27 protein-coding genes are annotated in these 25,960 nt (G+C 63.3%); 16 read left to right on the top strand and 11 right to left on the bottom strand.

Annotated elements, in window-relative coordinates:
* The first annotated feature begins 53 nt into the window (after nucleotides 1–53).
* The 5 genes from ACFRJ9_RS08360 (at nucleotide 54) to ACFRJ9_RS08380 (ending at nucleotide 4,151) form a co-directional block, all read left to right on the top strand.
* The gene (locus ACFRJ9_RS08360) at nucleotides 54–1,259 is read left to right on the top strand and encodes a hypothetical protein (RefSeq protein WP_377666352.1); all 1,206 of its coding nucleotides are present in this window, start codon (nucleotides 54–56) and stop codon (nucleotides 1,257–1,259) included.
* Nucleotides 1,260–1,545: 286 nt separating this feature from the next.
* Nucleotides 1,546–1,872, top strand: a complete 327-nt coding sequence (locus tag ACFRJ9_RS08365; protein ID WP_377666354.1) for a hypothetical protein — start codon at nucleotides 1,546–1,548, stop codon at nucleotides 1,870–1,872.
* Nucleotides 1,873–1,893: 21 nt separating this feature from the next.
* Nucleotides 1,894–2,445, top strand: coding sequence for a dihydrofolate reductase family protein (locus ACFRJ9_RS08370; RefSeq protein ID WP_377666356.1), 552 nt, complete (start codon nucleotides 1,894–1,896; stop codon nucleotides 2,443–2,445).
* 25 nt (nucleotides 2,446–2,470) lie between these two features.
* Complete coding sequence (locus ACFRJ9_RS08375) at nucleotides 2,471–3,310, top strand: helix-turn-helix domain-containing protein (RefSeq protein ID WP_377666691.1); 840 nt, start codon at nucleotides 2,471–2,473, stop codon at nucleotides 3,308–3,310.
* A gap of 163 nt (nucleotides 3,311–3,473) precedes the next feature.
* Nucleotides 3,474–4,151 carry a hypothetical protein gene (locus tag ACFRJ9_RS08380; RefSeq protein WP_377666358.1) on the top strand — a complete coding sequence of 226 codons (678 nt, stop codon included), beginning with the start codon at nucleotides 3,474–3,476 and terminating at the stop codon, nucleotides 4,149–4,151.
* Between the two features lie 66 nt (nucleotides 4,152–4,217).
* Here the strand turns inward: ACFRJ9_RS08380 and ACFRJ9_RS08385 are convergent, their stop codons facing one another.
* Nucleotides 4,218–4,994, bottom strand: coding sequence for an MBL fold metallo-hydrolase (locus ACFRJ9_RS08385; RefSeq protein ID WP_377666360.1), 777 nt, complete (start codon nucleotides 4,992–4,994; stop codon nucleotides 4,218–4,220).
* 195 nt (nucleotides 4,995–5,189) lie between these two features.
* Here ACFRJ9_RS08385 and ACFRJ9_RS08390 point away from each other — a divergent pair, with 195 nt between their 5' ends.
* The 4 genes from ACFRJ9_RS08390 to ACFRJ9_RS08405 all read left to right on the top strand — a co-directional run bounded on the left by ACFRJ9_RS08390 (nucleotide 5,190) and on the right by ACFRJ9_RS08405 (nucleotide 10,886).
* A complete protein-coding gene (locus tag ACFRJ9_RS08390; RefSeq protein ID WP_377666362.1) occupies nucleotides 5,190–6,533 on the top strand; it encodes a purine-cytosine permease family protein in 1,344 nt (447 codons plus the stop codon).
* A 5-nt stretch (nucleotides 6,534–6,538) separates the two neighbouring features.
* Nucleotides 6,539–8,086, top strand: coding sequence for a hydantoinase/oxoprolinase N-terminal domain-containing protein (locus ACFRJ9_RS08395; protein WP_377666693.1), 1,548 nt, complete (start codon nucleotides 6,539–6,541; stop codon nucleotides 8,084–8,086).
* Nucleotide 8,087: 1 nt separating this feature from the next.
* On the top strand, nucleotides 8,088–9,230 hold the full coding sequence (locus ACFRJ9_RS08400) for a DUF917 domain-containing protein (RefSeq protein ID WP_377666364.1): 1,143 nt from the start codon (nucleotides 8,088–8,090) through the stop codon (nucleotides 9,228–9,230).
* 102 nt (nucleotides 9,231–9,332) lie between these two features.
* Nucleotides 9,333–10,886, top strand: a complete 1,554-nt coding sequence (locus ACFRJ9_RS08405) for a PucR family transcriptional regulator (protein ID WP_377666366.1) — start codon at nucleotides 9,333–9,335, stop codon at nucleotides 10,884–10,886.
* Nucleotides 10,887–10,893: 7 nt separating this feature from the next.
* On the opposite strand, the gene ACFRJ9_RS08410 is transcribed toward ACFRJ9_RS08405, so the two are convergent.
* The gene (locus ACFRJ9_RS08410) at nucleotides 10,894–11,337 is read right to left on the bottom strand and encodes a YdeI/OmpD-associated family protein (protein ID WP_377666368.1); all 444 of its coding nucleotides are present in this window, start codon (nucleotides 11,335–11,337) and stop codon (nucleotides 10,894–10,896) included.
* A 102-nt stretch (nucleotides 11,338–11,439) separates the two neighbouring features.
* Here ACFRJ9_RS08410 and ACFRJ9_RS08415 point away from each other — a divergent pair, with 102 nt between their 5' ends.
* A complete protein-coding gene (locus ACFRJ9_RS08415; protein ID WP_377666370.1) occupies nucleotides 11,440–11,679 on the top strand; it encodes a DUF2630 family protein in 240 nt (79 codons plus the stop codon).
* Nucleotides 11,680–11,716: 37 nt separating this feature from the next.
* On the opposite strand, the gene ACFRJ9_RS08420 is transcribed toward ACFRJ9_RS08415, so the two are convergent.
* The 3 genes from ACFRJ9_RS08420 to ACFRJ9_RS08430 all read right to left on the bottom strand — a co-directional run bounded on the left by ACFRJ9_RS08420 (nucleotide 11,717) and on the right by ACFRJ9_RS08430 (nucleotide 15,343).
* Entirely contained in the window at nucleotides 11,717–13,015 is a 1,299-nt protein-coding gene (locus tag ACFRJ9_RS08420) for a GNAT family N-acetyltransferase (RefSeq protein ID WP_377666695.1), read from the bottom strand.
* Between the two features lie 61 nt (nucleotides 13,016–13,076).
* Nucleotides 13,077–14,219: a glycerate kinase gene (locus ACFRJ9_RS08425; RefSeq protein WP_377666372.1), complete on the bottom strand. Its 1,143-nt coding sequence runs from the start codon at nucleotides 14,217–14,219 to the stop codon at nucleotides 13,077–13,079.
* A 161-nt stretch (nucleotides 14,220–14,380) separates the two neighbouring features.
* Nucleotides 14,381–15,343: a D-2-hydroxyacid dehydrogenase family protein gene (locus tag ACFRJ9_RS08430; protein WP_377666374.1), complete on the bottom strand. Its 963-nt coding sequence runs from the start codon at nucleotides 15,341–15,343 to the stop codon at nucleotides 14,381–14,383.
* 169 nt (nucleotides 15,344–15,512) lie between these two features.
* Here ACFRJ9_RS08430 and ACFRJ9_RS08435 point away from each other — a divergent pair, with 169 nt between their 5' ends.
* Together ACFRJ9_RS08435 and ACFRJ9_RS08440 are read left to right on the top strand one after the other, a co-directional pair.
* A complete protein-coding gene (locus ACFRJ9_RS08435; protein WP_377666376.1) occupies nucleotides 15,513–15,866 on the top strand; it encodes a YciI family protein in 354 nt (117 codons plus the stop codon).
* A gap of 1 nt (nucleotide 15,867) precedes the next feature.
* On the top strand, nucleotides 15,868–17,112 hold the full coding sequence (locus ACFRJ9_RS08440) for an RNA polymerase sigma factor (RefSeq protein WP_377666378.1): 1,245 nt from the start codon (nucleotides 15,868–15,870) through the stop codon (nucleotides 17,110–17,112).
* 91 nt (nucleotides 17,113–17,203) lie between these two features.
* Here ACFRJ9_RS08440 and ACFRJ9_RS08445 read toward each other — a convergent pair whose 3' ends face one another.
* A complete protein-coding gene (locus ACFRJ9_RS08445) occupies nucleotides 17,204–18,055 on the bottom strand; it encodes a phytanoyl-CoA dioxygenase family protein (protein WP_377666380.1) in 852 nt (283 codons plus the stop codon).
* A 111-nt stretch (nucleotides 18,056–18,166) separates the two neighbouring features.
* On the opposite strand from ACFRJ9_RS08445, the gene ACFRJ9_RS08450 reads away from it, so the two are divergent.
* Nucleotides 18,167–19,012, top strand: a complete 846-nt coding sequence (locus tag ACFRJ9_RS08450; protein ID WP_377666382.1) for an AraC family transcriptional regulator — start codon at nucleotides 18,167–18,169, stop codon at nucleotides 19,010–19,012.
* A gap of 177 nt (nucleotides 19,013–19,189) precedes the next feature.
* Here the strand turns inward: ACFRJ9_RS08450 and ACFRJ9_RS08455 are convergent, their stop codons facing one another.
* Together ACFRJ9_RS08455 and ACFRJ9_RS08460 are read right to left on the bottom strand one after the other, a co-directional pair.
* Nucleotides 19,190–19,966 (bottom strand): glycerophosphodiester phosphodiesterase, encoded by a 777-nt coding sequence (locus tag ACFRJ9_RS08455; protein ID WP_377666697.1) that lies wholly within the window; start codon nucleotides 19,964–19,966, stop codon nucleotides 19,190–19,192.
* A gap of 41 nt (nucleotides 19,967–20,007) precedes the next feature.
* Nucleotides 20,008–20,256, bottom strand: coding sequence for a hypothetical protein (locus tag ACFRJ9_RS08460; RefSeq protein ID WP_377666384.1), 249 nt, complete (start codon nucleotides 20,254–20,256; stop codon nucleotides 20,008–20,010).
* Nucleotides 20,257–20,375: 119 nt separating this feature from the next.
* Here ACFRJ9_RS08460 and ACFRJ9_RS08465 point away from each other — a divergent pair, with 119 nt between their 5' ends.
* Nucleotides 20,376–21,242: an NAD-dependent epimerase/dehydratase family protein gene (locus tag ACFRJ9_RS08465; RefSeq protein WP_377666386.1), complete on the top strand. Its 867-nt coding sequence runs from the start codon at nucleotides 20,376–20,378 to the stop codon at nucleotides 21,240–21,242.
* Nucleotides 21,239–22,174, top strand: a complete 936-nt coding sequence (locus tag ACFRJ9_RS08470; protein WP_377666388.1) for a methyltransferase family protein — start codon at nucleotides 21,239–21,241, stop codon at nucleotides 22,172–22,174. Before ACFRJ9_RS08465 ends, ACFRJ9_RS08470 begins: the two co-directional genes overlap by 4 nt.
* Here the strand turns inward: ACFRJ9_RS08470 and ACFRJ9_RS08475 are convergent.
* Nucleotides 22,171–22,980 carry an HAD family hydrolase gene (locus ACFRJ9_RS08475; protein WP_377666390.1) on the bottom strand — a complete coding sequence of 270 codons (810 nt, stop codon included), beginning with the start codon at nucleotides 22,978–22,980 and terminating at the stop codon, nucleotides 22,171–22,173. The genes ACFRJ9_RS08470 and ACFRJ9_RS08475 overlap by 4 nt on opposite strands.
* Nucleotides 22,981–23,065: 85 nt before the next feature.
* On the opposite strand from ACFRJ9_RS08475, the gene ACFRJ9_RS08480 reads away from it, so the two are divergent.
* Complete coding sequence (locus ACFRJ9_RS08480; RefSeq protein WP_377666392.1) at nucleotides 23,066–24,124, top strand: glutathione S-transferase family protein; 1,059 nt, start codon at nucleotides 23,066–23,068, stop codon at nucleotides 24,122–24,124.
* A gap of 26 nt (nucleotides 24,125–24,150) precedes the next feature.
* Here ACFRJ9_RS08480 and ACFRJ9_RS08485 read toward each other — a convergent pair whose 3' ends face one another.
* Both ACFRJ9_RS08485 and ACFRJ9_RS08490 read right to left on the bottom strand, forming a co-directional pair.
* The gene (locus tag ACFRJ9_RS08485; RefSeq protein WP_377666394.1) at nucleotides 24,151–25,086 is read right to left on the bottom strand and encodes a carbohydrate kinase; all 936 of its coding nucleotides are present in this window, start codon (nucleotides 25,084–25,086) and stop codon (nucleotides 24,151–24,153) included.
* Nucleotides 25,087–25,125: 39 nt separating this feature from the next.
* On the bottom strand, nucleotides 25,126–25,947 hold the full coding sequence (locus tag ACFRJ9_RS08490) for an alpha/beta hydrolase (RefSeq protein WP_377666396.1): 822 nt from the start codon (nucleotides 25,945–25,947) through the stop codon (nucleotides 25,126–25,128).
* Nucleotides 25,948–25,960 lie beyond the last annotated feature (13 nt).

Here is a 25,960-nt window from a genome sequence, read left to right on the forward strand (position 1 = left end):
TACGATCGGCCCGACAATGTAGTACAGCAATAGCTTTTGAAATGGAGACGGCTTTGTCCTACGATGTGACGGTTTACGGCCCTGGAAAGCAGACCTTGGAGCCAGTGCTGTCACTGCTTGAGAGCGCCAAAGGCTTAGAAGCGGATTCTTCTGAGACGGAAGTCGCCGAACTTTCACGTTCGATTCGAGTTAACCGTGGTGTCAAGCAGTCTTATTGCTTCACGGTAGACGGGCCGTTCGAAACCGATTCAGCAGACGTACCGGCAGAAGTTATTTCGGTCCTGCCCAACGTGGTAACGATGTTCCAAGTCTTGGTCGAGGGGACGTCCGAGGCCGAAATCCCCCACGGTGTACGGTTCGCAAGAAAACTTGCTAAGCACGTTGGCGGCGTTGTGTTCGACGAACAAACCGCGCAAGTGTGGCCCCTGCCTAAACCCCCCCGGGGCTCCATTTACACGGTCTACCCCCGCGTTGATGCTGTGGAGTTTGCCTGGTACTGCCTCGCAGACGAGATGCCCGGCGACCTCCCGCAGAAGTACCTGGCGTTAGCGCGAGAGTTGCTGCCTTTGGCAGTCCCTGGGAAGTTCGGAACACAACATCCTCCTCAGTGGGACCTAACCCGAGATGGTGACCTCGCGTTTTCGAAAGCTTGGCAGGAGCCTGCCTCTGCTGTCAGCTTTAAGCCGAAGTACCCAGTGACTTGGGTATCGCTCAGTTCGCGGATATCGACTAGCGCGACCGACGTTCGGACCATGCGCATGACAATCGCATCGGAAGCCCTACTCGACGAATCGTTCCGCACGAGAGTGCGGGAGTTCTTTATCCGGTTCGCGGAGGAAAGTCGGGCATTTCACGCAGCTGCTGAAGTCTTGCGAGACTACACGCTCGAACGAAAACAACTCGTAGACGGCCCTGGCGCGGAAGAGTATCGATTGTTGGGATTGGCTAGTGGCTGGGTGGGCCTAAAACCACATTCACAGTGGTGGATGTGGTTTGGGCCACACTACGCAGACGCTGTCCGCCCGCACCTCTCCGGCCATCTGGAGGAGTATCCAGGCGGGCTGTTCCATTCGTGGGCCGAGGCACCCGCCAACCGGGATATGCTCACAGCCCTGCTCTCAGATTCGACCAAGCCTTGGATCCCCGCCGAGTACTCCCCCGTCTATCAAGAGGGCGTAGTTTCCCCCTTGGCTTTGGCATCAAACATTCCACAACGTCTGCAGGAGTCCCGCGTCGAACCTCATGTCTGGACTGACTAGTCGCTTAGCCAATCCCAACTACGAGAATGTTTCACTTCCTTGGAACTGGGACGCTCCTGGTGGGACACCGCCCATTTGCGGATTCAGGGCCGTTCGAAGCTTTCCTGCCGTCGCACCGTGCCGTGCAGGCGGCTTTGCGCATTCCTTCAGACGCGGTCGGGGCTGGTGGACGCTTCCACCCGCCTATCTTGCGAAACAGGAACCCGAGCCAGCCCCGCCGTCGCAATGTTGCGCACGTCACACTCGGCGTCTACGCTGGGGGGCGCTGCAGCGTCGCAGCACCCCGATGAAAGGCAACACATTGTCCAGCGACAAGCTCTCCGTAGTTGTTCGCGTCGACGTGGACGGCGAACAGATCCAGATCGCCGCCACCGGTCGCGTGACCACCCTGAGCATCCAGGGGCTCTACCCGGTGGTTCAACGCACCAGGAGCCTGGGCGGCGGTCTCGGGGTCGAGCTGGACCTGACGGAAGCGACAGTTGATGCGGATGCGGTGCAGCAGCTCCAGGTGTTCGCCGAGCTCCACGAATTGCCCCTCCGCCTTCCTGCCGAACCCGGAAATGTGACGGCACTGCCGTCCCGTGAACTTCAGTCGACCAGCCGCGCCGCATAAGCCGGACAACAGGAGGACCCCTTGCGTAAAGTCACCGCCGGCCTGTTCCACTCCGTGGACGGAGTGGTTCAGGACCCGTTCAAGTTCCAGTTCGACAGCTTCGATGAGGATCTCGGCAAGGGGCTGACCAAGATGATCACCACGGTTGACACTGTGGTCCTTGGCCGCGTCAGCTACCAGGAGTGGGCAGGCTACTGGCCGAACGCTTCCCGGGACGAGGACTTCGCGGCCTTCATCAATCCCGTGGAGAAGTTTGTCGCTTCCCGGACCCTCTCCGAGCCTCTCGAATGGGAGAACTCGCATCTGATCGAGGGTGACGTGGAGCAGTTTGTCACCGACCTCAAGAACCGCGACGGTGGCGAGATCGCCGTCTGCGGCAGCATCTCCCTGGTTCGCCAACTGCTGTTCGCGGGCGTTCTCGACGAGCTGACCCTCATGACCCACCCAGTAGTCGCCGGCAGCGGGCGGCGACTCTTTGAGGACGGCGACCCGCTGCACCGGCTCGCGCTGCAGGACCAGTACGCGACCAGCAAGGGCAACGTGGTGAGCACGTACAGCCTGCGGAAGGACTAAACGCTCGACGGCGGGACCCGGCTTGTTGGGTCAGCCCGCTTGGCTTCGTCGGCGACGGGGCGCGGCTCTATGCATATATGCGTTTAGTCCATTTTCGTTGCATATATGCTCACCTAGTCCTAAGATTGCTTATATGCAAAAAGTGGTTCAGAGCGCCATTCGCGGGTCGATGTTCGGCCGCGCTGAACTGGCCCGGAGAGCCGGGGTTTCCGCGTCCACGATCACCCGGATCGAGAAGGGGACCGTAGACCCGACGCTGGGTATGGCAACCAGGATTTTGGCTGCGACGGGGCTTCAGTTCATACCTCGACTGGAACCGCTCTGTATTCCCGATGCCATCGGGGCAGCCAGGGCGGTACTCGACGACACGTTTACTCCAGGCGCCAACGCTGCCATGTTCTCGGCCCTCAAGCGCTGGGCCAGCCGGGACGGCTCACCGCAGCCACGGTCACTAGCCAGGGAGGCGGGCATCGCGGCGCCGCCAACGCGCAGACCGGGCGCCCTCTTAGCAACATCAGAGTGGAGCTTTCTGCGGATTTGTTCAGCGGTGGCTGCGACTCGCAAGCGCTGGGCGGTGAGTGGAGCTCCAGCCGCGGCACGCATTGGAGCACACGAATCGACGGGGCCAATCATCCTTTACGTGGAGGAACCAGAGCGGATCAGGCACATTATCAACAAGCCCCAACCTGGTGCACGGGATGTGATCCTGCTGCCATTGGACGAAACCAGCCAGGCTGGCGCCTGGAACGATGAAAACGTCGTGTGGGCGGACCCTCTCCAGATCATTCTCGACTGTTACGGCATACCTGACACGCGGGAGCAAGCCGACGAGCTGACGCGCGACTGGGAGGAAACAGATGACTGAGGCCAGCTGGAATATCGAATCCAGTCGCTACAGAAAGCGGCCAGGGACTCCTCGGTTGCCGGAGCCGCCCGCACATGACCTTGATGCTTCGTCCGCACGTCGACTGGCAGACCTGGGTTTCACCTGGGATTCCACCGCGGTCCGTTGGTCAGAGGTGCCGGCGATGGAAGTGTCGAGGGCGCTGGCTCGATTCCAAGGTCAGCTCGCCGGCCATGTCTGGGATGCGGCGGCGCTGGAAGGAAACCCATACACGCTTCCCGAGGTTCGCACGCTGCTCGAAGGCGTCACCGTTGGCGGCCATAGATTAGACGACGAGAAGCAAGTGATTGCTTTGGCCGAATCGACCCGCTTGCTCCATGATCTGGTCCGAAATGGAACCTTCCAACCCGCTAAGAGTGTGTCCGACCGGATACATGGGCTGGTAGCGCCGCACGAAGCCATCGAGGCCGGGCACTTCCGCGGCGAAGGCCTTGTCCGCGGGGGCGGCACTGTAAATCTGGGTGAATACGGCACATTCAAGGCGACCGGTTGCGATGACGCCGGAGAAACACTCCGGACCGAACACGACTTGGGCCTTGCCCATCTGGCGGGTATCGCAGACCCTACGGAGCGGGCCGTTGCATACTTCTGCTTCGGCACGCGCCGCCAGTTCTACTTCGACGGTAACAAGCGAACGTCGCGGCTCATGATGAACGGGATCTTGCTGAGCGCCGGATACGACGCAATCTCCATTCCCTTCAGCCGCCGACTGGAGTTCAACCAGCACCTGATCACGCTCTTTCTGGATGCCAATGCGACGCCTCTCATGGAGTTCATAGTCGATTGCCGTCCGTCGGACTAACCGGCGGTCCAGTTCTTCGACATTCAGCGCGCGACGGCGGGTGGCTGGGTCAGCGGCTAAGGCCGACTAGGCTCCAACTCTGAGGTGGGGCGCCCTGCTTTGAAGATAGGCATTGACGAGCTCGCGCATTCTTGGTGCATCGAAACTCTCTCCATGTCCTGGATACACGGTACTGACGGGCAGGGCATCGAGGCGGATCATGCTGCTGACGTAGTCCCGGATGTCGGCCCCATGGATCTCATCCAAGAGGATGTCGTCATAGAGGACATCACCGCTGAACAGGATTCCGGTGCTCTCTTCGAAGAGGCATATGCTTCCGGGCGTGTGGCCAGGCAGGTGAAGGACCCTGAAGCAGCGGTCGCCGAGATCGATGATTTCTCCCTCCAGGAGCGGAGCAGTGCTCGGTGCGGACCTCACAGCGTATTGATCGGGGTCGTACTCCGCTGTGGGCAGCGCGTGGAGGAGATATTGGGCGATCCCTGGCCAGTTCATCCCCAGCTGACCCGCCAGTACCGGTCCCCGAAGCGATCCCGCGATGGGTCCCTCCAAGGCTTCATTCGGGTGCGCCCGCCTGTCATCGAACTCATAGGCGGAGCCGGCATGGTCAAGATGGGCGTGAGTCACCACCAGGATCGGGTTGTTGGTGAAGAGCTCCGGGAGCGCTTGGCGCAGTGAGGCTACCCCCAACCCCGAGTCAACCACGAGGTCCCGGTCGAGCCCACGAACATGCCAGATATTTGCTTGCAGAAGTGCGTCGACATGTGGTTCGTCAATACGGGTAATCGTGTCCGTAATCCGTTGGGTACGGAACCAGCTTGGGGCGACGTCAAGATTCCATTTCATGGGACAGCAGCTCCTTCAATGATGTGCCGCGGTGTTTACTGCGCGTCCGGTAGTGAAAGAACGCTAACCGACGACGCCAACCACTCAACATGTGCACTTCGCATACTCATGCCCGCCCAGCACTGCATATTGCCCAATGACCTTCGAGTCGCCCACAGATACTGTGAAGTGAATCACTCGAAAGGAATGTATGTCATGTCCACCTCCGACACAGGGCACGATGACTACCCCATCACCAGGGTTCCCGCAACGAAGCGGAAGCACTGGTTCGGCATCGCAGTCCAACGCTTTGGTCAGACTTCCGACCTGAGCCAATTTCTTCTCGGGGCAACCTTTGGCTTCGGAATGACGTTCTGGGACGCTTTCTGGGCGTTCACGGTCGGCGCTTTGATCGTCGAAGCCCTCATGATTTTTGTCGGCATCGCCGGCATGCGCCAAGGCCTCACAACATCCATGCTCGCCCGCTGGACAGGCTTTGGCCGCGGCGGCGCGTCGGTCCTGGGCCTCGCTATCTGCATTAGCCTCATTGGCTGGTTCGGTATCCAGTCAGGGATTTCCGGCGCTGGACTGAACCAGATCGTGCCAGAAGTTCCCACCTGGGCCTGGTCCCTGGTCTTCGGCCTGGTGGTCACGCTGATCGTGGTCCGCGGCTTTGAATCCATGCAGTGGCTGGCCAACATCACTGTGCCGCTGTTCATGATCCTGATCGCTTGGGCGGCATGGGCTGAACTGAGCAACCACTCCATCAGCCAACTCATCAACGACGCCCCTCCGGGCCCGCAATTGGATTTCGTCACCGCTACCACCATCGTTGCTGGAAGCGCCGTTCTCGGGGCAGTCATTACGCCCGACATGACCCGCTACAACCGGAGCGCCGGCGACGTCGTCAAGCAGACCGTCGTCGGAATGACGCTGGGCAACTACAGCATCGGCATGATCGGGGTACTGCTGGCCCACGCGGTCAAAACGGCGGACGTCACCCAGATCATCTTCTCCTCCGTGGGCTGGGTGGGCATCCTGATCATCGTTCTGGGCACGTCCAAGATCAACGACTGGAACCTCTACAGCGCCGGACTCGGCGTCGTCTCCTTCTTCAACAGCGCCATGAACAAACGCCTGAACCGGGGGCACGTCACGCTGCTTCTGGGCGTCGTGGGATCAGTGCTGGCGGCCATCGGCATCCTGGACAGGTTCATCGACATCCTCATGGTGCTGGGCGTCGTGTTCCCACCGGTGGCCGGCATCATCATGGCCGAATACTTCGTCATCAAGAAGTGGCGGCCCCTCCTGGAAGCAAGCCGTGATTCGGGGCTCCCGCCAGCTCAATCACCCAACTGGATCCCCTCCACGTTCGTCATTTGGGCGATCTCGGCGGCGCTGGGCTACTTCGTCACCTTCGGGCTCCCGGCTTTCACCTCCCTCGCCGCGGCGTTCATCCTCTACATCATCGCCGGCAAGCTGAACCTCCTTCGGTCCTACGGCGACAACCAACCAACCAACGAATCCACTACAAAGGAAGAATCGGTAACCGCACCATGAGTAGCCTGAGAATCGGCATTGACGTCGGCGGAACCAACACAGACGCCGTACTGCTGGACGGCGGGCAGGTGCTTGCCTCCACCAAAGTCCCCACCACCAGGGACGTCACCAGCGGCATCACCCAGGTGCTCACGGCGCTGAAGGAACTGAACGGTTTCAGCCCGGACCACATCCGGGGCGTGATGATCGGAACCACGCATTTCATCAACGCCCTCATCGAGGCACGGGACCTCAGCCCCACAGCGGCAATCCGGCTGGGACTGCCGGCCACGGCGTCCCTCCCTCCCTTCACGGATTGGCCCCAGGCACTCACCACCGCCGTGAAGGGACGCGCTTACATGGCCCACGGCGGCCACGAGTTCGACGGCCGCGCCATCAGCCCCTTCGACCCCGACGAGATCCGGCGCCACGCTGCCGATATTGCCGCCCACGGCATCCGATCGGTGGCGGTGTCCAGCGTGTTCTCACCCGTCAACGATGAATTCGAGCAGCGAACCCTGTCCATCCTCCGCGAGGAGCTTGGCCCCGAATTCCCCGTCTCCTTGTCGCACGAAATCGGCAGGGTGGGTCTCCTCGAGCGCGAGAACGCAACCATCGTCAACGCGTCCCTCGCCGAGATGGCGAACCGGATTGTCGATGGGCTCGCCAAGGCTGTCCTTGAGCAGGGCATCACGGCTCCGCTGTATGTCAGCCAGAACGACGGCACGCTCATGGACATCGAATACACCCGGCGCTACCCCGTTGCCACGTTCGCCTCGGGCCCCACCAACTCCATGCGAGGAGCAGCGGCGCTCTCCGGGTTCTCCGACTGCCTCATCGTGGACATCGGTGGCACCACCACAGACGTCGGCGTCCTGGTGAACGGCTTCCCCCGCGAGTCCAGCACCCACGTCCGGCTTGCGGGACTCCGCACCAACTTCCGGATGCCGGACGTCCTCTCCGCAGGCCTCGGCGGTGGGTCCCGGGTGCGGACCGACCAAGGAACAGTGGGCCCCGACTCCGTAGGCTACCGCTTGACCGACGAGTCGCTCGTCTTCGGCGGGTCTGTCCTGACGGCTACGGACATCGCCGTCCGCAGCGGAAGGGCCGACGTCGGAGACGCATCTTTGGTGAACCACATCAGTGACGCCGTGGTCCGGTCCGCCCTGGAACAGATCGACCGGACCATCGCCGACATTGCAGACCGGATCCGGACCTCATCCGCACCCTTGCCGGTTGTCGCCGTCGGCGGTGGATCGATCCTGCTGGCAGAGAAACTCGACGGCCTCGGCACCATTCACCGACCCGAGAACTTCGACGTCGCCAACGCCTATGGCGCCGCCATTGCCCAGATCAGCGGCGAGGTGGATCGCGTGTCCTACATCCCCGACGGCGATCAAAAGCGGGCCTTGGAATCCGCGAAGCAGGAGGCCGTCGACCGCGCAGTTGCTGCCGGCGCCAGCCCGGACACCGTCTCGATCGTCGAGCAGGAAGCCATCCCCATCCCCTACCTTCCCGGCAACGCGATGCGCGTTCGGGTCAAGGCAGCCGGCAACCTCACGTTAGGAAAGTGAAATGACCCTGGAAGTGACATACGGCCGCCAGTTGAAGAGAATCACGGTGGAAGACATTGATTCCCTGGCCCGCGGTGCCGCCATCCTGGGAACGGGCGGCGGTGGCGATCCCTATATAGGCGCCCTCCTGGCGAAACAGGCAATCGAGGAATTCGGTCCCGTGGAGCTCGTCTCTGTTGTAGAGCTGGCGGACGACGCGTTCATCGTCCCTGTTGCAGCGATCGGCGCGCCCACCGTCTCCGTGGAGAAGCTCGACACCGTGGAGAACCTGTACCTGACCATCGAGAAGCTCGCGGCATCCTTGAACCGCACAGCCACGCACACTGCCTGCCTGGAAATCGGCGGTTCAAACTCGATGCTGCCCATCGTTGCCGCTGCCCAGCTGGGGATCCCGCTGATCGACGGGGACCTGATCGGACGGGCGTTCCCGGAAATCCAGATGGGCATGGCGCCGTTGTACGGAATTCAGGCAACGCCCATGGCCCTGGCCGACGAGAAGGGCAACACGCTGGTCATCGAGGCCATCGACTCTTTCTGGGCCGAGCGCTTTGCCCGGCAGGCTTCAATCGAAATGGGATGCAACGCCTTCAACAGCACCTATGCCATGACCGGCGCCCAGGCCCGTGAATGCTTCGTTGCAGGCTCCATGTCCTTCGCCATCACCATCGGCGACGCCGTAGCCAACGCCCAGCACCACAACCTGAACCCCTGCGACGTTCTCGCCGAGACGCTGAGCGGCCGGGTGGTTCACCTCGGCAAGGTAACTGATTTGCAGCGCCAAACCACCGGTGGCTTCGCCAAAGGCCAGGCCCTGATCGAGGGTATGGGTCCCGACGCCGGCTCCGTGCTTTCGCTGCATTTCCAGAACGAGCACCTCCTCGCCACCAAGGACGGCACCGTGGTGACAACGACGCCGGACCTCATCATCGTGGTGGACGCCGAATCCGCCGAACCGGTGACAACGGAGAACCTGCGCTACGGGCAACGCCTGTGCATCCTGACTGCGCCCAGTGACCCTCGCTGGCACACAACGGAGGGCCTGGCGCTGGCCGGCCCGGAGTACTTCGGTTACGGCGTCCCTTCACACAGATGGGACGGGACGCCTGAAGATCATACCGAGTCCATCGAGCGTTACCGCAGCTGACCGCCGTCGAACATTTACCGCCGCCGCGCCTCCAACCAATGTTGGCGGCGCGGCGGTGGCATCATGGGAGGGTAGCCGTCGAGGAGAACCGGAGCAGCACAAATGATTCCTCCGATTCCACTGTGGGCCATCACCAATCACGTCCCGGCGGGCGTGATGGAGAGCGTCGGCGAAGCGGGCGAAAAGACGGTGTCCTCGCTGGCTGCCCTGACCGGCTCCCTGGCTGACGTCAACCGCCAGCTCCGCGAGCGGCACACCCTTGACGGCGATCCGCTGAACCTCCAGGACAGTATTCTGCTCCCGCTGGAACCCCTTCCGTCAGGTGTGTCATGGGACGTCGAGGCGCTGTTGGCGCTGGCGTCCGCGGCCGGCGTCGTGGCCCTCGCGGTAAAGCTGCCGAACGACGACGGCGCGTTGCCGCCTAACGTGAAAAGGCTCGCCGAGCGCCTGGGGCTGGCTGTGCTGGCCGTCCACAGCACCTGGCAATTCGGCACCGCGGCGCAGGACTTGCTGTCCGGCGCCGCCCATCGTCAGGGCTTGTTGATCTCCCGTGTCGCTGCGGAGTGCCGAAACCCGTATGGGTCCCTGGGCCATCTGCTGCAGCGGCTAGGCGTCGCACTCGGGCACCCCGTGACGCTGGTGGACCCGTCCGGCCAGCTGATTTCTGCTGAATCATCGGACCTGGAGCCCGCCACACCGCCGAATGACACAAAGGCCGCGATGACGGAAGTCCTGGCGTCGGTGCACAGGGAGCAGGAAAACAGTCCGCGGCTCCGGGTAGTCCTGGGTCCTGCCCTGGACAGGGAACAGGCGGCCATTCGCGCAGCCCTGGAGGTAGCCGCGATCGCGGTTTCAGAACTGCTTTCACGGCAAAGGTTGGAGCGCGAACGCGATGCCCGGCACCGGATTGCCCTCCTGGGACAGCTGATCGACCACGCCGGCGACGTCAGTCCTTCATTCCGGGCCAAAGCGTTGGAACTGGGCTGGACCCTGGACGGATATCACATGGCTTTCCGCGTGATCACCCGTGAACCAGTGGACCTGGTGGCCCGGAAACCGGACCTGGACCACGCTCTGCAGCGCGAAAAGATCCAAGCCGCCACCGTTGAGCAATCGGACGGCTGGACAGGTTGGATCTCCTTCCCCTCCAAACCGGGACCGGCAGAGGTCAGCCGCGTCAGCAGTGCCCTTCGCCGGGCGCAGCGGGAGCTCGCCGCCAGCGTCTCCACCCAATTCGGCGTTGGTCGCATGCAAGCCCAGCCTGAAGGAATCGTCCGTTCGCTTGAGGAAGCCAATGATGCCGCTCGCATCGCCGGTGCACGGGAAAACTCAGGCTATTTTGTCCATGTTGATCGGCTGGATATGGCGCAGTTGCTGCTCATCTGGACCCGCACTGACACTTTCCGGCCCGCCGCCAGAGAGCTCCTGGCCCCGCTTCTCAAAGCCGGTCCGGAGCTCCTGCAAACGCTCACCACATTCTTGGATTGCGAGTCTTCCCTGACCGAAACTGCAGCAATCCTGAACGTCCACCGCAACACTGTCAGTGATCGCATCAGGAGGATTCAATCGCTCATCGCCATCAATTTGGAGGACCCGGAGGCCCGGCTCGCCCTGCAACTGGCGTGCCGGAGTTTGCTGATGGACAAGCCGGAGTAGGGCCGAGCTACTTCTTTCCCGCCTTCAGATCCGAAACCACCTTCGCGATCCGTCGCGCGCGTGTTTCCTCGGTCTTGGCGTCCCCGATCGGCTCAACATAGCGCCGTTGGCTGCTGTAGTTCAGGGTCCCGTAGAAAGCCTTCGCTTCGGGCTCCGCCTCGAGGGCTGCGGCCAAGTCCTCCGGCACCTCAATGACGCGGGGCTCCGCGTCCACTTCCAAGCCAACCTCAACTGTGTCCCCGGCCGCAGCGCCCGTCAGCTCGCGGTTCGCCGAGCTGACTCCCACCATGTATTTGCCGCCCATCACCGCGATGCTGCTGCGGTAGCTTTGGCCATTGATGGTGACCACTACAGGCGGCCGCTTGCCTGCCCCCAGGCCTTCAACGATCTCGTCCGGAACTTCGATGCCTGCCTTGTTGCCATCGCCGACGATGGTCGTGGTGAATTTCATGACCCCAGTATGCCGTCGGCCTCCAGTAGACGCACCCCGGCGGCAGGACTACGTTCGGTATGACCGCGCAATTTCCCCATAGTTGGCCAAGGAGACAGGGCAATGGATAACGAAGACCTTCTGGAGCGGATTCAATCGCTGGTCGAAGAGGAACACCGCCTGCGAGACACTGCGGGCACTCCCGGCGAGGACGACGGCAAGGCGCGTCTTGCCCGACTCGAAGCTCAACTCGACCAATGTTGGGACCTGCTGCGCCAACGCCGGGCCAAGAAGGACGCCGGCGAAAACCCCGACGAGGCCATGCCACGGCCTGTCAGCGAAGTGGAAGGCTACCGGCAGTAGCCCTCCACTGCGTACCGACGATCAGGAATGATGCTGGTCAGAAGTGCGTCGGGCAAAACGCTGGCCGCTCCACCGCGAACATCCGCGCCGCCAGGAACGCGGCACCCTGCTGTTTCTCCTGTATCCGGCCGGCCGCCACCAAGGATGCCGGGTGCACGGCTCCGAGGTAGATGGAGGACAACGCGGAGATATCCAGTTCCAGGTCAGGAGTCGCATCGGACGCGGTCACTGTCGCCTGGCCGTTGCGGACATCGAGCGAGAACGTGCCCGGGGTCAGGCCAAGTGAATCGTGGACCTTCAGGACCACAGTGCCGTCGGTGGCGAATTGACGCGCTTCCAAGGCCTTCCGGACATCCAGGATTCGAAGCCACAGCATGTCCCGCGGCTCGGAGCCCTTGACGCAGCGCGGGTCCTCAAGGGCCCAGATAAGGGGGTTGTCCACTGGTGCGGTGCCCCACTTAACACGCTCCACGAGGTCGATCGCACCCAAGTACTGCCACAGTTCCAAGTAGGCGGCTGAGTTGGCTGCCACCAAGTCCATAATCTCCATGGCGGCGGGTTCCGTTTCCCACCCGCTGAACTTGTAGGACACGTAACCGTCAACGGCTCCGTCGGACGAGTAGTGGAGAGCTGTCTTGACTTTGGCATCGGGGCCGCCGTCGCCATCAGCGCCACCCCGGCCCACCAATCCTGCAACGAACTGGCGGTAGGACTCCTGCCGGTCAATGGATCCGGGCATCAGCCTGTGTTGCTGCTCAAATACCTGCGGGGCCAGCTCCAAAAGGACCTTCGGGTCGGCGACTTCCACGGTTCCTACGGGCACATGGTTGAGCCTGAAGCGGGAAGTCGTGTCCACTGTGATGGACTGTTCCGAGGTCGCGACGCCGAAACCGAACCGCCCGTAGATGGACGCCTCGGAGGCAGTCAGGGCGGCAATCGCGACACCGTCTTCTTTGGCCAAAGCGAGGTCTTCGCTCATCATCTGCCGCAGCAGGCCACGGCGGCGGTGCGAGGTACGGACCGTCACGGACGAGATCAGGTGCGTGTCCAGCAACGTTCCGAAACCAACGTTTAGGGTCTTCCGCCAGGTGGCGAACGTAGCTACGGGCACGTCCTCCCCGAGGGAATGCGGTGCAGGTTCACCGGTCTGGTACACCCCGGTAAACACACTGCGGTCGGCCCGGCTCATGGCCAAGCCCCGATCAATCCTCTTCTCGCTTTTCCGCTCCTCGTGGAACCCGAAGGCGACCGCACGCGACCACGCAACGGCCGCATCGTAGTCAGGTTCATTCTTGACAGCCGGCTCGAACCGACGGATTTGGTAGTCCCCACTCATCTTTGACACGCTCTCGAGCCTAGCCAATAGCCGCCGGTCGCGCTATGGCCACAGAGCCGGGCTATGCCCCTTCAAGCACCTGGCTCGTTGCCCACGCGACGTACTTGGCAGCATTGGCAACGGCGTCGGCCACGTCCGGAACGCCATCCTTGCGCTGCGCGACGTCCAACAACTGCGCGGCGGCCACAATGCCGTGCTTCGCCAAGTCCTCGGGCGTCACGGTGATACGGCCAGCCACGGCAATCACGGGAATTCCGTGCACGCTCGCTGCATCGGCCAACGCGATAGGTGCTTTGCCGGTGAGCGACTGCTCATCCATGGAACCCTCACCGGTGATCACCAGATCGGCCTCGCCCAAGTGCTCTGCCAGCCCGGTAAGGCCCGCGACCAACGCGAAGCCGCCCTCCAGCGCGGCGTCAGTGAAAGCCAGGAACGACGCCGGGAACCCGCCTGCCGCCCCGGCTCCCGGAACGTTCACATCGCGGCCCGTAGCTTCCCGAAGGAGCGATGCCCAGTTGCGGAGTCCGGCGTCGAGCTTCTCGACCGCGTCCTCATCGGCACCCTTCTGCGGACCGAAAACATGCGCCGCGCCCTCGGACCCGAACAGCGGGTTTTGGACGTCGACGGCGATGCGGAACTTCACGCCCTGCAGGCGCGGATCCAGCTCGGAGACGTCCAAGGCAACGACGTCGGCCAGGGAACCTCCACCGAGGGGAACCACGTTCCCGGCCGAATCAACGGGTTTGAGCCCCAGCGCACGCAGGGCTCCGCTGCCGCCGTCGGACATTGCCGAGCCACCGAGGCCGAGCACAATCTCGGTGGCTCCGGCGTCAATCGCAGCGGCGACGAGCTGGCCGCAACCGTAGCTATGCGCACGTAGGGAGTTCTCGGGGGTCGGCTCCATGTGCTCCAGACCGGAAGCTTGCGCTGTCTCGATCACGGCCGTCGCACCTCCGAAGGCGTTCTTCCGGATCGCCCACGATGCGCCGACAGGCTTGAGGATCGGGCCCACGACGGCGTTGTTTCGCTCCTCGTAGCCCGCGGCAATGGCGGCGTCCAGGGTGCCTTCGCCGCCGTCGGCAACCGGGAACTGGGTGGTCACGGCATCCGGGTAAACACGGAGGGCGCCTTCAGCCATGGCTGACGCGGCCTCGGCGGCGGTCAGGGATCCCTTGAACTTGTCCGGGGCGATGAGGATACGCATGGAACCATCTTGCCAGCTTTGCTCGGAAAGCGCTTGCCCGTGACGATTCCTGACGCTCTGGGGCGGGGTGGTTCGTTCCCGCTGACGTTGTCGCCGTTCGCACCCGTACCCTCAGGAGCGAATGGCGCGAAGGGGCGCGGCTCAGGCGAACAAGTGGTGCGCTAACCGTTGAGGACCCGCACCGGGTTTCCATCGAGCCACGCTTTCACGTCCTCGAACGCTCCTCCATAAAACTGCCGGTAGCTCTCATGAGTCACGTATCCGATGTGCGGGGAGAGCACCGTCCGCGGAGAATGCAGCAACGGATGGCCGGCCGGGAGGGGCTCCTGATCGAACACATCCAACGCGGCACCACGGATCCATCCCTCCTCCAATGCACGGACCAGCGCCGCCTCGTCCACCAAGGGCCCCCGCGAGGTATTGACCAGCAGGCCCTCCGGTCCAAGGAGCCGCAGCTCCTGCGAGCCCACAATGCCTTCGGTCCGATCGGAGAGCCGGAGGTGCAGGGTCACCACGTCCGACTCCCTGAACAGCTCTTCCTTGCTCACTTTGCGAGCACCGGCAGCCGCAGCCGCCTCCGGGGTGAGGTTCTGGCTCCAAGCGAGCACGTCCATGCCGAACGCCTTGGCATAGCCGGCGATCCGCGTCCCGATCTTGCCAAGGCCAACAATGCCCAGCGTCTTGCCTTCCAGTTCAAACCCGACGCCGGACTGCCAGTCGCCTGCCCGCAGCGAGTTCTCCTCCGCCACCAGGTTGCGGGCAAAGGCGAGCAGCAACGCCCACGTCAGCTCGGGCGCCGCGGCCGGCGAACCACCCGTCCCGGACACCACGATTCCGCGTTCGGAGGCTGCTTCAAGATCGATCGCGGCGTTCGCCATCCCCGTAGTCACCAAGAGCTTCAGGTTCGGCAGCGACTCCAGGACACGCTGCGGGAAACGGGTGCGTTCACGCATCGCCACAATGATGTCGAATGGCGCCAACGCTGCCACTGCTTGCTCGTCCGAAACGAAAGGTGCCGTGAAAACGCTGACCTTCACGCCGTCGTCGGGCAGTGAATCCCACGGGGCGTAGTCCCCAGAGACCTGCTGGTAGTCATCAAGGATGGCCAAACGGAACCTGGTCACGTCAATCTCCTCGCGGCGGCACCAAAACCTAGTAGGAGTCGTACGGCTTTGGTACAAAGCTAGTGGTACTCAAACTTTCTCACGTCCGGCTGTCGAATTCCGGAGGCGCCGTTCGTATGAAGGGTGAAGGCAAGGCACAGGACCTGCCCGCAGACACGGAGGCACTCAAATGACCTACTACATGCTGAACATCTACCAGCCCGACGGCACCGTTCCGCCCACGGAGCAACTGGACAAGATCATGGCCGACGTCGGGAACCTCAACACCGAGATCCAGTCCGCAGGTGCTTGGGTCTTCACTGGCGGAATGCACCCCGCAAGCGACTCCACTGTGGTGCGGCAGGAGAATGGCGCGTTCCTCACAACAGACGGTCCGTTTGTTGAGGGCAAGGAGCACATCGGCGGTTTCTGGGTGATTCAAGCAGAAGACCTTGATGCCGCACTGGACTGGGGCAGGAAGGCCTCCGCGGCCACCACACTTCCCATTGAAGTTCGCCCGTTGGACCATTTCCAAGGCTCCTGAGGTGGAAGGGACCGGGACAACGACGATCGAGGACATATTCCGCAGAGAGTATGGACGTTCCCTCGCTGTCCTGGTCCGCGTGCTGGGAAGCATCGATGCCGCCGAGGACGCGGTTCAGGAAGCGTTCCTGACCGCTGTCGAGCTGTGGCCTGCGCAGGGCATTCCCCCCAGCCCTGCAGGGTGGATCATCACCACCGCGCGCAACAGGGCGATCGACCGGTTGCGGCGCGATGAGGTTGGCCGAGCGAAACATACCGAATCGGCCATACTTCATAGCGCGCAGCAGGAAGGGGTGCCGGAGCAGGCTTTGGCGGACGTCGAGGAGGACGCTGTGGAGGACGACCGCCTCAAACTCATCTTCACGTGCTGCCATCCCGCGCTCTCCATGGAAGCCCGTGTGGCCCTCACGCTTCGCCTGCTGGGAGGACTGACGACGCCGGAAATCGCCAAGGCGTTCCTGGTTCCGGAGAGCACCATGGCCCAGAGGATCGTCCGGGCCAAGTCCAAGATCCGCAACGCGCGCATCCCTTACCGCGTGCCGAGCGGCGCCGAACTCAGCGATCGGCTGGGAGGTGTTCTCGCCGTCGTCTACCTGATCTTCAACGAAGGCCACACGGCGTCGTCCGGATCGGCGTTGGTGCGCCCGGAGCTATGCACCGAAGCCATCAGGCTGGGCAGGCTCCTGGTCGAACTCATGCCTGACGAAGCGGAAGCCTACGGGCTCCTGGCGCTCATGCTCTTCAGCGAGTCCCGCAGGCCGGCCCGGACCTCGGCTTCCGGGCAGTTGGTTGTGTTGGCCGAACAGGACCGGTCCCGCTGGGACGTTGTTCTGGTCCACGAAGCCCAGGACATTGTTCGCCGTTGCCTGCGCCGCGGAATGCCCGGCCCCTACCAAATCCAGGCCGCCATCCAAGCGGTCCATAGCGACGCCCCCGACTCCCGGCTCACCGACTGGCTGCAGATCCTGGCCCTCTACGACCAACTGCTGGTGTTTCAGTCGTCGCCGGTTGTGGTTCTGAACCGTGCCGTCGCGGTTGCCGAAGTGGAGGGCCCGACGGCGGCACTGGCCGTGGTTGATCAGCTTCCCTTGGGTTCGTACTACTTGTTCCACGCCGTACGGGCTGATTTGCTGCGACGCCTTGGCCGTGTGGACGACGCGCGCTTGGCCTATGCTGCTGCGCTTGAGCTGACGGAGAATGCCGCAGAACAGGAGTTCCTGGATCGGCGGCTCAGTTCGCTGGCCTAGCTCCCTCGCGCCCCCCGGTCCCTCGCGCGAGACGGCATTTAATGACAATGTCCGGCCGCGCGATTGTCATCTATTGTCATCTCGCGGGGGCTCAGAGCCCATCGTTGTAGTTCCAGTGCTCTTGCCAGCGCCAATCAATCGGCTCGCTCAAGCGCTGGTAGCGGATGTCAGTGGACAGGCGCATGGTGCCTTCGCGGTCCGTGTTGTCCAGCGCCGCATGGACGATGTGTGCAGAGTGGACCACAACGTCGCCCACTTGATAGTCAGTGACCAGCCACCTCGAGTCGCGTTCTTCGGCGAGGCCCGGGAGGTCGGCGGTGATGGAGGCAGCGGGCAGCTTGAGCGTTCCCTCCCGCTCTTCGGCCATCACCCAATGATGGCTGCCCTCCAAATAGGCCAGCCCTCCGCGCTCCCGGGGGCAGTCACCCAACGGAATCCACATGGAAAGGACCCGGTCGCTGCCTTCGCGCAAGTACACAAGATCGTAGTGCGCCTGCGTGGCAGTACCAATGCCGGCCTCCCCTGGTTTGGTATGCCGGATGATCTTCCGACGATGCAGATGGACATCGTCGGCCAGAAACCAGGCGAACCAGTCCGCGATTCCCTCGGCAGTGCACAACGCCTGGTACTCCGGACCTGGGACGATCACGTCGAACAGGCCACGACGCAATGCAGCACGGTCAACATCGCCTGTCGCGGCGATGCCGGAGCGGGGGTCGGTGCCGGCATCGTAGACGTTGGCCTCCCGCAGGGACCGAAAGTAGAACTCCCTGAAGTCCAGCAGCTGACCGGGCTTCAACTGACCCTTCAAGTACAGGTATCCGTCCCGGCGAAGCCGTGCCCATAGTGCCGCACGGTCCTGCCGCTCGGATGCGGGCACCGGTTCCAGCTCGGCCAGGCGGGAGGCTGATTCGTCCAAGACATAGCCATTCGAAGTCAACATAGTGTCCAGAGTGGCGGATGATTCGGGCTAAGTGAATGGACTGCTGTTTCGCCTTACTTGGACTTTTGTTCGGCTTGCCTCCGGAGCTGGCCAGCGGCAGGATTGGAGTCCATGGACGACTGGTCGGTCTACCGGCACCCCGCACCGCTTCTTCGGGATCTCGGCCTGGCCTGCATTGGAGCCGGTGAGCAAAGCGGGCGCCTGCCCTCCTTCACTGGGAGGACCCTTAGCAGCCACGCAATGGTGATCGTTTCAGAGGGATCCGGACGCTTCAGCGTTTCCGGGAGCAGGATCGAGATTACCGCGCCTGCGATCATCTGGCTCTTCCCCAGCGTGAGCCACGGCTACGGTCCAGGCCCCACGGGGTGGAGGGAACACTGGCTGCTCTTCACCGGCCCCACGGCAAGAGCCATGGAAGAACTGGGATGCTTCAACCGCGAGCACCCGGTGGTACAGCTGAAAGGCTCGTCTTCGACCGGCCTGACGGAGGCTCTTGGACTTTTTTCGGATATTCGCGGCGCCCTCTCAACTGGCGGCCAACGCGGAGATCTGGAAGCATCCGTGCTCTGCCAACGAGTGCTCCTGGAGGCTGGCCAACACCGCGCCGCTGGCATCCGGCGGCAGCGGGAGCCCCACGAGCGCTTCCTGGCCGGACTTCGCGACAGCGCTCATCTGCCTTTGAGCCTGAACGAAATCGCCGGGTCGATGAAGGTATCCGTCCCCGATCTGCGTCGTGCCGTTCAAGCCGCCACCGGGGTTGGGCCCAAGGAATTCATGTTGCAGTTCCGAATTTCCCGGGCACAGTCGCTCCTGGCAGACACTGGCCTGCCCATTCAACGAATTTCCACGCTGGTCGGTTATGACGACCCTGCCTATTTCAGCCGCCTGTTCACCAAGAAAACCGGGTTCTCGCCGAGCCACTTCCGGCAAGAACATCACCGATTCGACCCCGGCTAACGGCCAGGTGAGAGAGCGACCCGAATAACCCGACGGAAGGTGAGAGAGCGACCGGCAAAACACGACGAGATGTGAGAGAGCGTCCGAACCTGCCGACGCTCCCTCAGGAAACGGCCGGTTCTCTGCAACGCTCTCTCAGGAAACGGCCGGTTCTCCGAAGCGCTCTCTCTGCTCCCTCTAGACCCACTCGCCTCGGCGGACCATTACTTCCTTAAGCAGGTCGAGCCGGTCGGACACAATCCCGTCCACACCGAGCTCTAGGAGGCGCTCCATCTCGGCAGGATCGTTGATGGTCCACACGTGCACCTGCAAACCCAGGCCATGGGCGCGCCGGACAAACCCCGGAGTGACAACAGGAAACCGGCCGTAACGGACAGGGACCTGAAAGACGTCGACGTCGGCAAGCAGCTTGCGTGCCAACGGACCCGGAAGAACCGGGCCCAAGAGCGCAAACAACGCAGTGAGGGAGCTGCCGGCCGACGAGGCCACACGGCGGCTCAGGCGCTTCAGGACGGCTCGGCGCCTCCTGTCCGAGAAGCTCGTGACCAGAACCCGCTGATGAATTCCGTACTTCTCAATGGCTGCGGCTACCGGTCCCACGGAGTTCCAATCCTTGACGTCAAGATTCAGGCGGGCGTCCGGCAGCGAAGAAACCAACTCGCTAAAAACCGGAACCGGCTCAAGCCCGCCGATCCGCGCCTTGGCAACTTGCGCAGCGGAGAGCTCTGCAATCCTGCCAACGGAATCAGTCACCCGGTCCAGGGAAGAGTCATGGAAAACGAGCAGCACACCGTCCGAAGTGGTGTGCACATCAGTTTCAAGGTGCACCGTTCCAAGCTCGACGGCAGCCCGAAACGCTGCCATCGAATTCTCCAAGCCGTCCAGGGAGAAACCTCGGTGGGCAAAGGCCAAAGGGCCCGCTGTACCGTCCTTGCGGAGGAAATAGGGCAGCATCACACCCGTAGCGTAGCCCAGCAATGCGCCCGCAAACGCCGCTAGGAGTCTTGCGGAACTATCGCCACGCCGTCGCTGACGTGCACCAGCGTCCGGCCGCGACCGCCGTCGAGCTCTACCCACACCGCGGTGGCATCGCCGGTAACGGCGTCCACCACGCCCGCGGATTCATACCCCGGCGTCAAAGTAACGCTGACACGGTCGCCCTGGCGGAGCGAGCGCCAGTGATGATCCGGCTCGACACGCCGGAGCGGGGCGGTATTGAAGTCACTGATCTTGCGCTTGGCCATGATTCCCCTACATTCAACGAGCAAACGGGTCCGTGGCTGGAAGCCTACGGGCGCAAAATGAACGCCGGTTGTATGGAGGCTGGGAAGTCGGTGACACTGCCGCCTGCGAAACTGGGGACATGACTGTGTTGATTGCCGGGTGCGGCGACCTCGGAACCGAAGCAGGACTGCGATTCGCAAAGGCCGGCCATCAGGTGGTGGGGCTGCGTCGCTCGCCCGAAAAGCTGCCTGCCGAAATCAGCGGCATGCACGCGGACCTCGCCGTCAGCGTGCCGGAACTTCCCGCGGACATCGACATCGTTGTGGTGGCTGTTGCAGCGGATGCGTCCACCGAAGAGGCCTACCGCGCGGCGTATTTGGACGGGCTCACGAACGTCCTGGGCGCGCTGGAACGGCAGGCGATTACTCCGGCCAGGATAGTTTTCGTCTCCTCCACAGCTGTGTACAGGGACTCGGGCGGGGCTGTTGTGGACGAGTCGACGCCCACCGAACCCACGCGCTTCAGCGGAAAAGTCTTGAGGGACGCGGAGGAGTTGTTGTTCGCCCGGACACGTGGCACTGCCACCTTGCCGATTTCGCTCCGACTGGGCGGCATCTATGGTCCGGGACGGACCCGTTTGATCGACCAGGTCAGGACCGGCCAAGCCGTCATCCCGCCCCACCCCCGCCACACGAACCGCGTCCACAGGGACGACGCCGCGGCAATGATCGTGCACCTCACCACCATGGCCCAGGACCCGGACTCCGTGTACATCGGCGTCGACGATCACGCTGCCGAAATGGGCGACGTCATGCGATTCCTCGCCTCTGAGATGGGATGCCCGGAACCCCCGACGGCGGCACCTGGCGGCGCGTCCGACGCCGGCCCCGGCGACAAACGCTGCTCAAACAAGCGCTTGCGGGCCACAGGATTCGAGCCTCAGTTCCCCACTTTCAGAGAGGGTTACCGGGCGGTTCTGGCGGGGCAGGGGGTGCGGCACCCGTGACGCGGGCGTCCCAGGCAGTCGGGGCTCATTTGCAACGCTGGGGACGGGCCTACTTCGCAACACAGGCAATTGCCGGGCTGGCGTGGTGGACGCTGGTTTTCCTTTCACCCTCGGTGCGCACAGCCACTCTTGGCAGCCTCGACCCCCTCGCTGTGGCCGCCCTCGACGTTCCGCTGTTCGTGCTGGGTTCGGCCATGGCGGCCCTTGGTGTGAAGGCCGCTGCTGCGGTGGCTACCGGATGGACGGCCTTGGTCGCCGCCGCGCTGGCCCTCTACGCCACGATCACTACCGAAGCGGGCTGGGGCGTCCTGATGATGATTGCCGCAACCGCCTGCTCAGGCTTGGCGCTCTGCTTCGTCCTGCTGGGTCGGGTTCCCACGGAATGGCTCATCCGCGGCCCCTTTGCGTTCAATCCCGCTGCTTCGGGCCGTCGGGCAGCGGTGCACGTCAGTGCGACCATCGGGCAAATGATCCTCTTCTGGGGTTTCTTCCTCGTCGTGGTCCCCCTGCTCATATCGTGGCTGGGAATTCGATGGCTGGTGTCATTGCCTGTCCCGCAGTTCGCTGCCACGGCAGGCGCCGTTCTCCTGGTGCTGGCGAGCGTCCTTGGGGTCGCTTCGGCTGTGACTATGGCGTCCCGGGGCCGTGGCACGCCTCTGCCATCCGCCATGCCCAACCGGTTGGTCGTCGCCGGCCCGTATCGCTGGGTCCGCAATCCGATGGCAGTCTCGGGCATCACCCAAGGCGCAGGAGTGGGCCTCATGCTGGGGTCATGGCTCGTGGTCGCGTACGCGATGATCGGTTCGCTGCTGTGGAATTATGCCGTCCGGCCGCTTGAAGAAGCAGACCTGGAAAAACGGTTTGGAACCGAGTTCCGGCAATACCGCGATTCGGTGCGCTGCTGGATCCCTCGCTTCGGGCGGCGTAGCTAGACCCGCTGTTCCGCCAACTTCGCTTCGAGGATCTGCGCCACGCCGTCGTCGTCGAAGTGCGGCGCCTGCTGGCCTGCAGCGCTAATGGCCTCGGGATGCCCGCTCGCCATGGCGTAGCCGTGCCCGGCCCAGCGGAGCATCTCGATGTCGTTGGGCATGTCCCCGAACGCCACAACGTCAGCTGCCCCGATCCCGAGGGACTCCGCGTACTCCGCAAGCGTGACGGCTTTGTTGATGCCCGGAACGGACATCTCCAGCAAGGCCGTGCGCGGGGCTGAGTGCGTGGTGGTCACCAGGTGGGCGACGGCCGGCTGCACCTCGGCAAGGAATTCATCCGGGGTGCCTTGGCGGGTGATCGCCAGGAATTTTACGACGGCGTCATCCGCGGTGAGCGTGTCGGCCAACGGTGCGGGGCTGAACTCGGCGAGCAACTCGCTGGTTTCGTTCTCGATGAAGCCCGGCTCAAGGTGGAATCCGGTCAGCGTCTCCGCGCCGAACAGGGCATCCGGCCGGAGGGATTTGATGATGCGACGGGCCTCGAAGACGGACTCGACGTCCAAGGCAGTAGAGGAAAGAGGCTTCTCGCTTTCCAGGTCCCACACCACGGCGCCGTTGGAACAGATGACGATTCCGCTGTGCCCCAACTGCTCCTGGAGCGGGTACAACCAGCGCGGCGGACGGCCCGTAACGAAGACGAGTTCCACCCCTGCGTCGCGGCATGCTTGGAATGCCTTGATGGTCCGATCACTGATTTTTCCGTCGTGACCGAGGATGGTGCCGTCAATATCGCTTGCTACGAGCCGCATTACGCCAGTCTACGTGGGTACGAACAGGCGCCTGCGCCCCGGATAGCCGCCCACATTCCCAAAACCAAGAGCATAGGCTGGGGCAATGAGTGAGAAGACCAGCGCAGTCGAAGAACACAGCACCCGGGGAGCATACGTCACAGGCGGCGAGTTCACCCGCGACACCAACTACATCGAAGACCGCATCACTCGCGACGGTAAAACGGGCCCAAACGGCGAACCGGGTTGGCCAGTGGAGCCGGGGCGGTACCGGCTGATTGCGGCGAGGGCCTGTCCGTGGGCAAACCGCACTGTCATTGTCCGCAGGCTGCTGGGGCTCGAGGAGGTCATCAGTCTTGGCCAGCCCGGCCCCACCCACGATGCCCGTTCCTGGACCTTCGACCTGGACGCGGACGGCAAGGATCCGGTGCTGGGTATCGAACGCCTGCAGGAAGCGTTTTTCCGTCGCTTTCCGGACTACCCGCGCGGCATCACCGTTCCGGCGTTGGTGGACGTCGAAAGCGGCGCGGTTGTCACCAACAATTACCCCCAGATCACTCTGGACTTCTCCACGGAGTGGACTGAGTTCCACCGCCCCGGCGCTCCCCGGCTGTATCCGGAGCACCTCCGCGAGGAAATCGACCAGGTCAACAGGCGCGTCTTCACAGAGGTCAACAACGGCGTCTACAGATGCGGTTTCGCGGGGTCACAGGAAGCCTACGATGCCGCCTACACCCGGCTCTGGAACGCTTTGGACTGGCTGGAGGAACGGCTAACGGGCCAGCGATACCTCGTAGGTGACTCCATCACAGAGGCTGACGTCCGGCTCTTCACCACCCTGGCCCGCTTCGATGCCGTCTATCACGGACACTTCAAGTGCAACCGCAACAAACTCAGTGAGATGCCGGCGTTGTGGGCCTATGCGCGGGACCTGTTCCAGACGCCGGGCTTCGGGGACACTATCGACTTCGTGCAGATCAAGCAGCACTACTACATCGTGCACGAGGACATTAATCCCACTCAGATCGTCCCGGCAGGCCCGGATCTATCCGGGTGGCTCACCGCTCACGGACGGGAATCCCTCGGTGGCAGCCCGTTCGGGGAAGGCACTCCCCCTGGGCCGGTGAAGGCCGGCGAGGAAGTAAGCGCCGGGCACGGAGCCTAAGCGGCCGTACTCACGCTGTCCTGTACTCACACAGTCCCGTGGTTGATTTCAGCCCGGGTGGGCGGGTTGGCGCCGGCCCGGGACACCGTGACCGCGGCCGCGCGCGCTGCGTGGTCCATGATGGCGGCCAGCGTTTCGGAGGGCATGGCCCGCAAAGCATCGCGGTTCTGCGCACCATCCAGCCCATGGTCCACTATGGCGGACAGCAGTCCTGCCATGAACGAGTCTCCTGCACCTACGGTGTCCACGACGTTCACGGACGGCGCCGGAACCTGGGTTTCGCCCGCCGCAGTGATGCCCCACGGGCCACGCGAACCTCGCGTCACCACCACTAGCGCCGGCCCCTCCGTTCCGCCCAAGGACAGCCACCGCCGCGCTGATTCCGCCGGATCGACGCCGGGATAGAGCCATTCAAGGTCTTCGTCTGAGGCCTTCACGACGTCGGACAGCACCACGAAGCGTTCGGCTTGCGTCCGCGCGTACTCCCGGTCCGTGATGATGCTGGGACGGCAGTTGGGGTCGAAGCTGATGGTGCTGCTCGGGTGGGCATGCTCAACGGCGGCAAGCACCTCGGCGGCGCCGGGCTCCAAGGCGGTGGCTATTGAACCTGTGTGCAGCAAGGTGGCGCCCTGCAGCATCAGCGGCAACCGCCCGGCAAGCCCGGGGAGCTCCCAGGCGAGGTCGAACATGTAGGTGGCGGCGCCGTCGTCGTCGATCTGCGCGGTGGCCACGCTGGTTGGTTTGCTGTCCGGCGGCAGTGGCACCATGACCGAACTCGCACGCAAGTGGGCCGCAACGGAATCGCCGTACGCGTCCTGCCCGAAGCGCCCGATGAACTGCACCGGGTGGTCCAACCGCGCCAAACCGACCGCGACGTTGAGCGGGCTCCCGCCTACGTGCGCCTCGATTCCGCTGGAGCGTTGAACAACGTCAACCAAGGCCTCGCCAATCACAGTCAGCATGGGACCACTCTGCCAGAGGACCGAAGCTGGAGCCAGAGACTAGGAGAGCAGCCTTTGGACCAGTTCGCGGCACTTCTTATACGCCACGGCCTTGGGGTCTATGAGGTCAAAGTGGTCGCCGGGCACCCGCAGCAACTGGGCAGCACTTCCGGCAGCCGTGGCCGCCGCGACGTACGCCTCCGACTGGCTCACGGGAACGTCCTCGTCATCCGTGGCGTGCACGGCATAAACGGGGACGTCGATTGGCAGCGAAGTCATGGGGTCGGCGTATTTATGCCGTTTGGGGTATCTACCGGAGTCTCCGCCCATGAGGTTGCAGACGGCCCCGTTGCTGAGGTTCAGTTTTTCCGCTGCAGCGAGATTCAGGAGGCCCGACTGACTGACGACGCCCGTCAGGTGCACAGCGTTATCCTCAGGGCTGCGCTGGAGTTGGCGGTCGGCGTCGGGCGTTCCGATGGCGGAGAGCCGCTCCCGGCCGGCCGCCCACACGGCCAGATGTCCGCCGGCCGAGTGGCCAAGGGCCACCACTTTGCCGAGCTGGAGATCGTGCTCGCCGGCAATTGCGGACAAATGGTCGATCCCGGCCAGGATGTCCTCGAAAGTATGGGGCCATCCACCACCGTTTCCGGCACGCCGGTACTCGAGGTTCCAGGCGGTGATGCCGTGCGCTGCGAGGTCGCGCGCCAAGGGCTCGCCGAGCTCGGCACCGTACTGTGAACGCCAATAACCGCCGTGGATCACAACTGCGATTCCACCCGCGACAGCCGATGCGCCGCGATGGTTTCCGTTGCTCGGTTCAGGAATGAAGAGTTCGCCCCACTGACTGGGGTGATCGCCGTAGCTGTACTTGTGCCGCAACATTGCGCCCTCCTTT

It is taken from the genome of Paenarthrobacter sp. NPDC056912 (assembly GCF_042786555.1).
Classification (GTDB): Bacteria; Actinomycetota; Actinomycetes; order Actinomycetales; family Micrococcaceae; genus Arthrobacter.

What these genes read in the sequence shown, in the direction of transcription:
- ACFRJ9_RS08365 (WP_377666354.1), top strand. Translation starts at nt 1,546, where the DNA reads ATGAAAGGCAACACATTGTCCAGCGACAAGCTCTCCGTAGTTGTTCGC.
- ACFRJ9_RS08380 (WP_377666358.1), top strand. Translation starts at nt 3,474, where the DNA reads ATGGAAGTGTCGAGGGCGCTGGCTCGATTCCAAGGTCAGCTCGCCGGC.
- ACFRJ9_RS08385 (WP_377666360.1), bottom strand. Translation starts at nt 4,994, where the DNA reads ATGAAATGGAATCTTGACGTCGCCCCAAGCTGGTTCCGTACCCAACGG.
- ACFRJ9_RS08390 (WP_377666362.1), top strand. Translation starts at nt 5,190, where the DNA reads ATGTCCACCTCCGACACAGGGCACGATGACTACCCCATCACCAGGGTT.
- ACFRJ9_RS08400 (WP_377666364.1), top strand. Translation starts at nt 8,088, where the DNA reads ATGACCCTGGAAGTGACATACGGCCGCCAGTTGAAGAGAATCACGGTG.
- ACFRJ9_RS08405 (WP_377666366.1), top strand. Translation starts at nt 9,333, where the DNA reads ATGATTCCTCCGATTCCACTGTGGGCCATCACCAATCACGTCCCGGCG.
- ACFRJ9_RS08410 (WP_377666368.1), bottom strand. Translation starts at nt 11,337, where the DNA reads ATGAAATTCACCACGACCATCGTCGGCGATGGCAACAAGGCAGGCATC.
- ACFRJ9_RS08415 (WP_377666370.1), top strand. Translation starts at nt 11,440, where the DNA reads ATGGATAACGAAGACCTTCTGGAGCGGATTCAATCGCTGGTCGAAGAG.
- ACFRJ9_RS08420 (WP_377666695.1), bottom strand. Translation starts at nt 13,015, where the DNA reads ATGAGTGGGGACTACCAAATCCGTCGGTTCGAGCCGGCTGTCAAGAAT.
- ACFRJ9_RS08425 (WP_377666372.1), bottom strand. Translation starts at nt 14,219, where the DNA reads ATGCGTATCCTCATCGCCCCGGACAAGTTCAAGGGATCCCTGACCGCC.
- ACFRJ9_RS08435 (WP_377666376.1), top strand. Translation starts at nt 15,513, where the DNA reads ATGACCTACTACATGCTGAACATCTACCAGCCCGACGGCACCGTTCCG.
- ACFRJ9_RS08445 (WP_377666380.1), bottom strand. Translation starts at nt 18,055, where the DNA reads ATGTTGACTTCGAATGGCTATGTCTTGGACGAATCAGCCTCCCGCCTG.
- ACFRJ9_RS08450 (WP_377666382.1), top strand. Translation starts at nt 18,167, where the DNA reads ATGGACGACTGGTCGGTCTACCGGCACCCCGCACCGCTTCTTCGGGAT.
- ACFRJ9_RS08455 (WP_377666697.1), bottom strand. Translation starts at nt 19,966, where the DNA reads ATGCTGCCCTATTTCCTCCGCAAGGACGGTACAGCGGGCCCTTTGGCC.
- ACFRJ9_RS08460 (WP_377666384.1), bottom strand. Translation starts at nt 20,256, where the DNA reads ATGGCCAAGCGCAAGATCAGTGACTTCAATACCGCCCCGCTCCGGCGT.
- ACFRJ9_RS08465 (WP_377666386.1), top strand. Translation starts at nt 20,376, where the DNA reads ATGACTGTGTTGATTGCCGGGTGCGGCGACCTCGGAACCGAAGCAGGA.
- ACFRJ9_RS08475 (WP_377666390.1), bottom strand. Translation starts at nt 22,980, where the DNA reads ATGCGGCTCGTAGCAAGCGATATTGACGGCACCATCCTCGGTCACGAC.
- ACFRJ9_RS08480 (WP_377666392.1), top strand. Translation starts at nt 23,066, where the DNA reads ATGAGTGAGAAGACCAGCGCAGTCGAAGAACACAGCACCCGGGGAGCA.
- ACFRJ9_RS08485 (WP_377666394.1), bottom strand. Translation starts at nt 25,086, where the DNA reads ATGCTGACTGTGATTGGCGAGGCCTTGGTTGACGTTGTTCAACGCTCC.
- ACFRJ9_RS08490 (WP_377666396.1), bottom strand. Translation starts at nt 25,947, where the DNA reads ATGTTGCGGCACAAGTACAGCTACGGCGATCACCCCAGTCAGTGGGGC.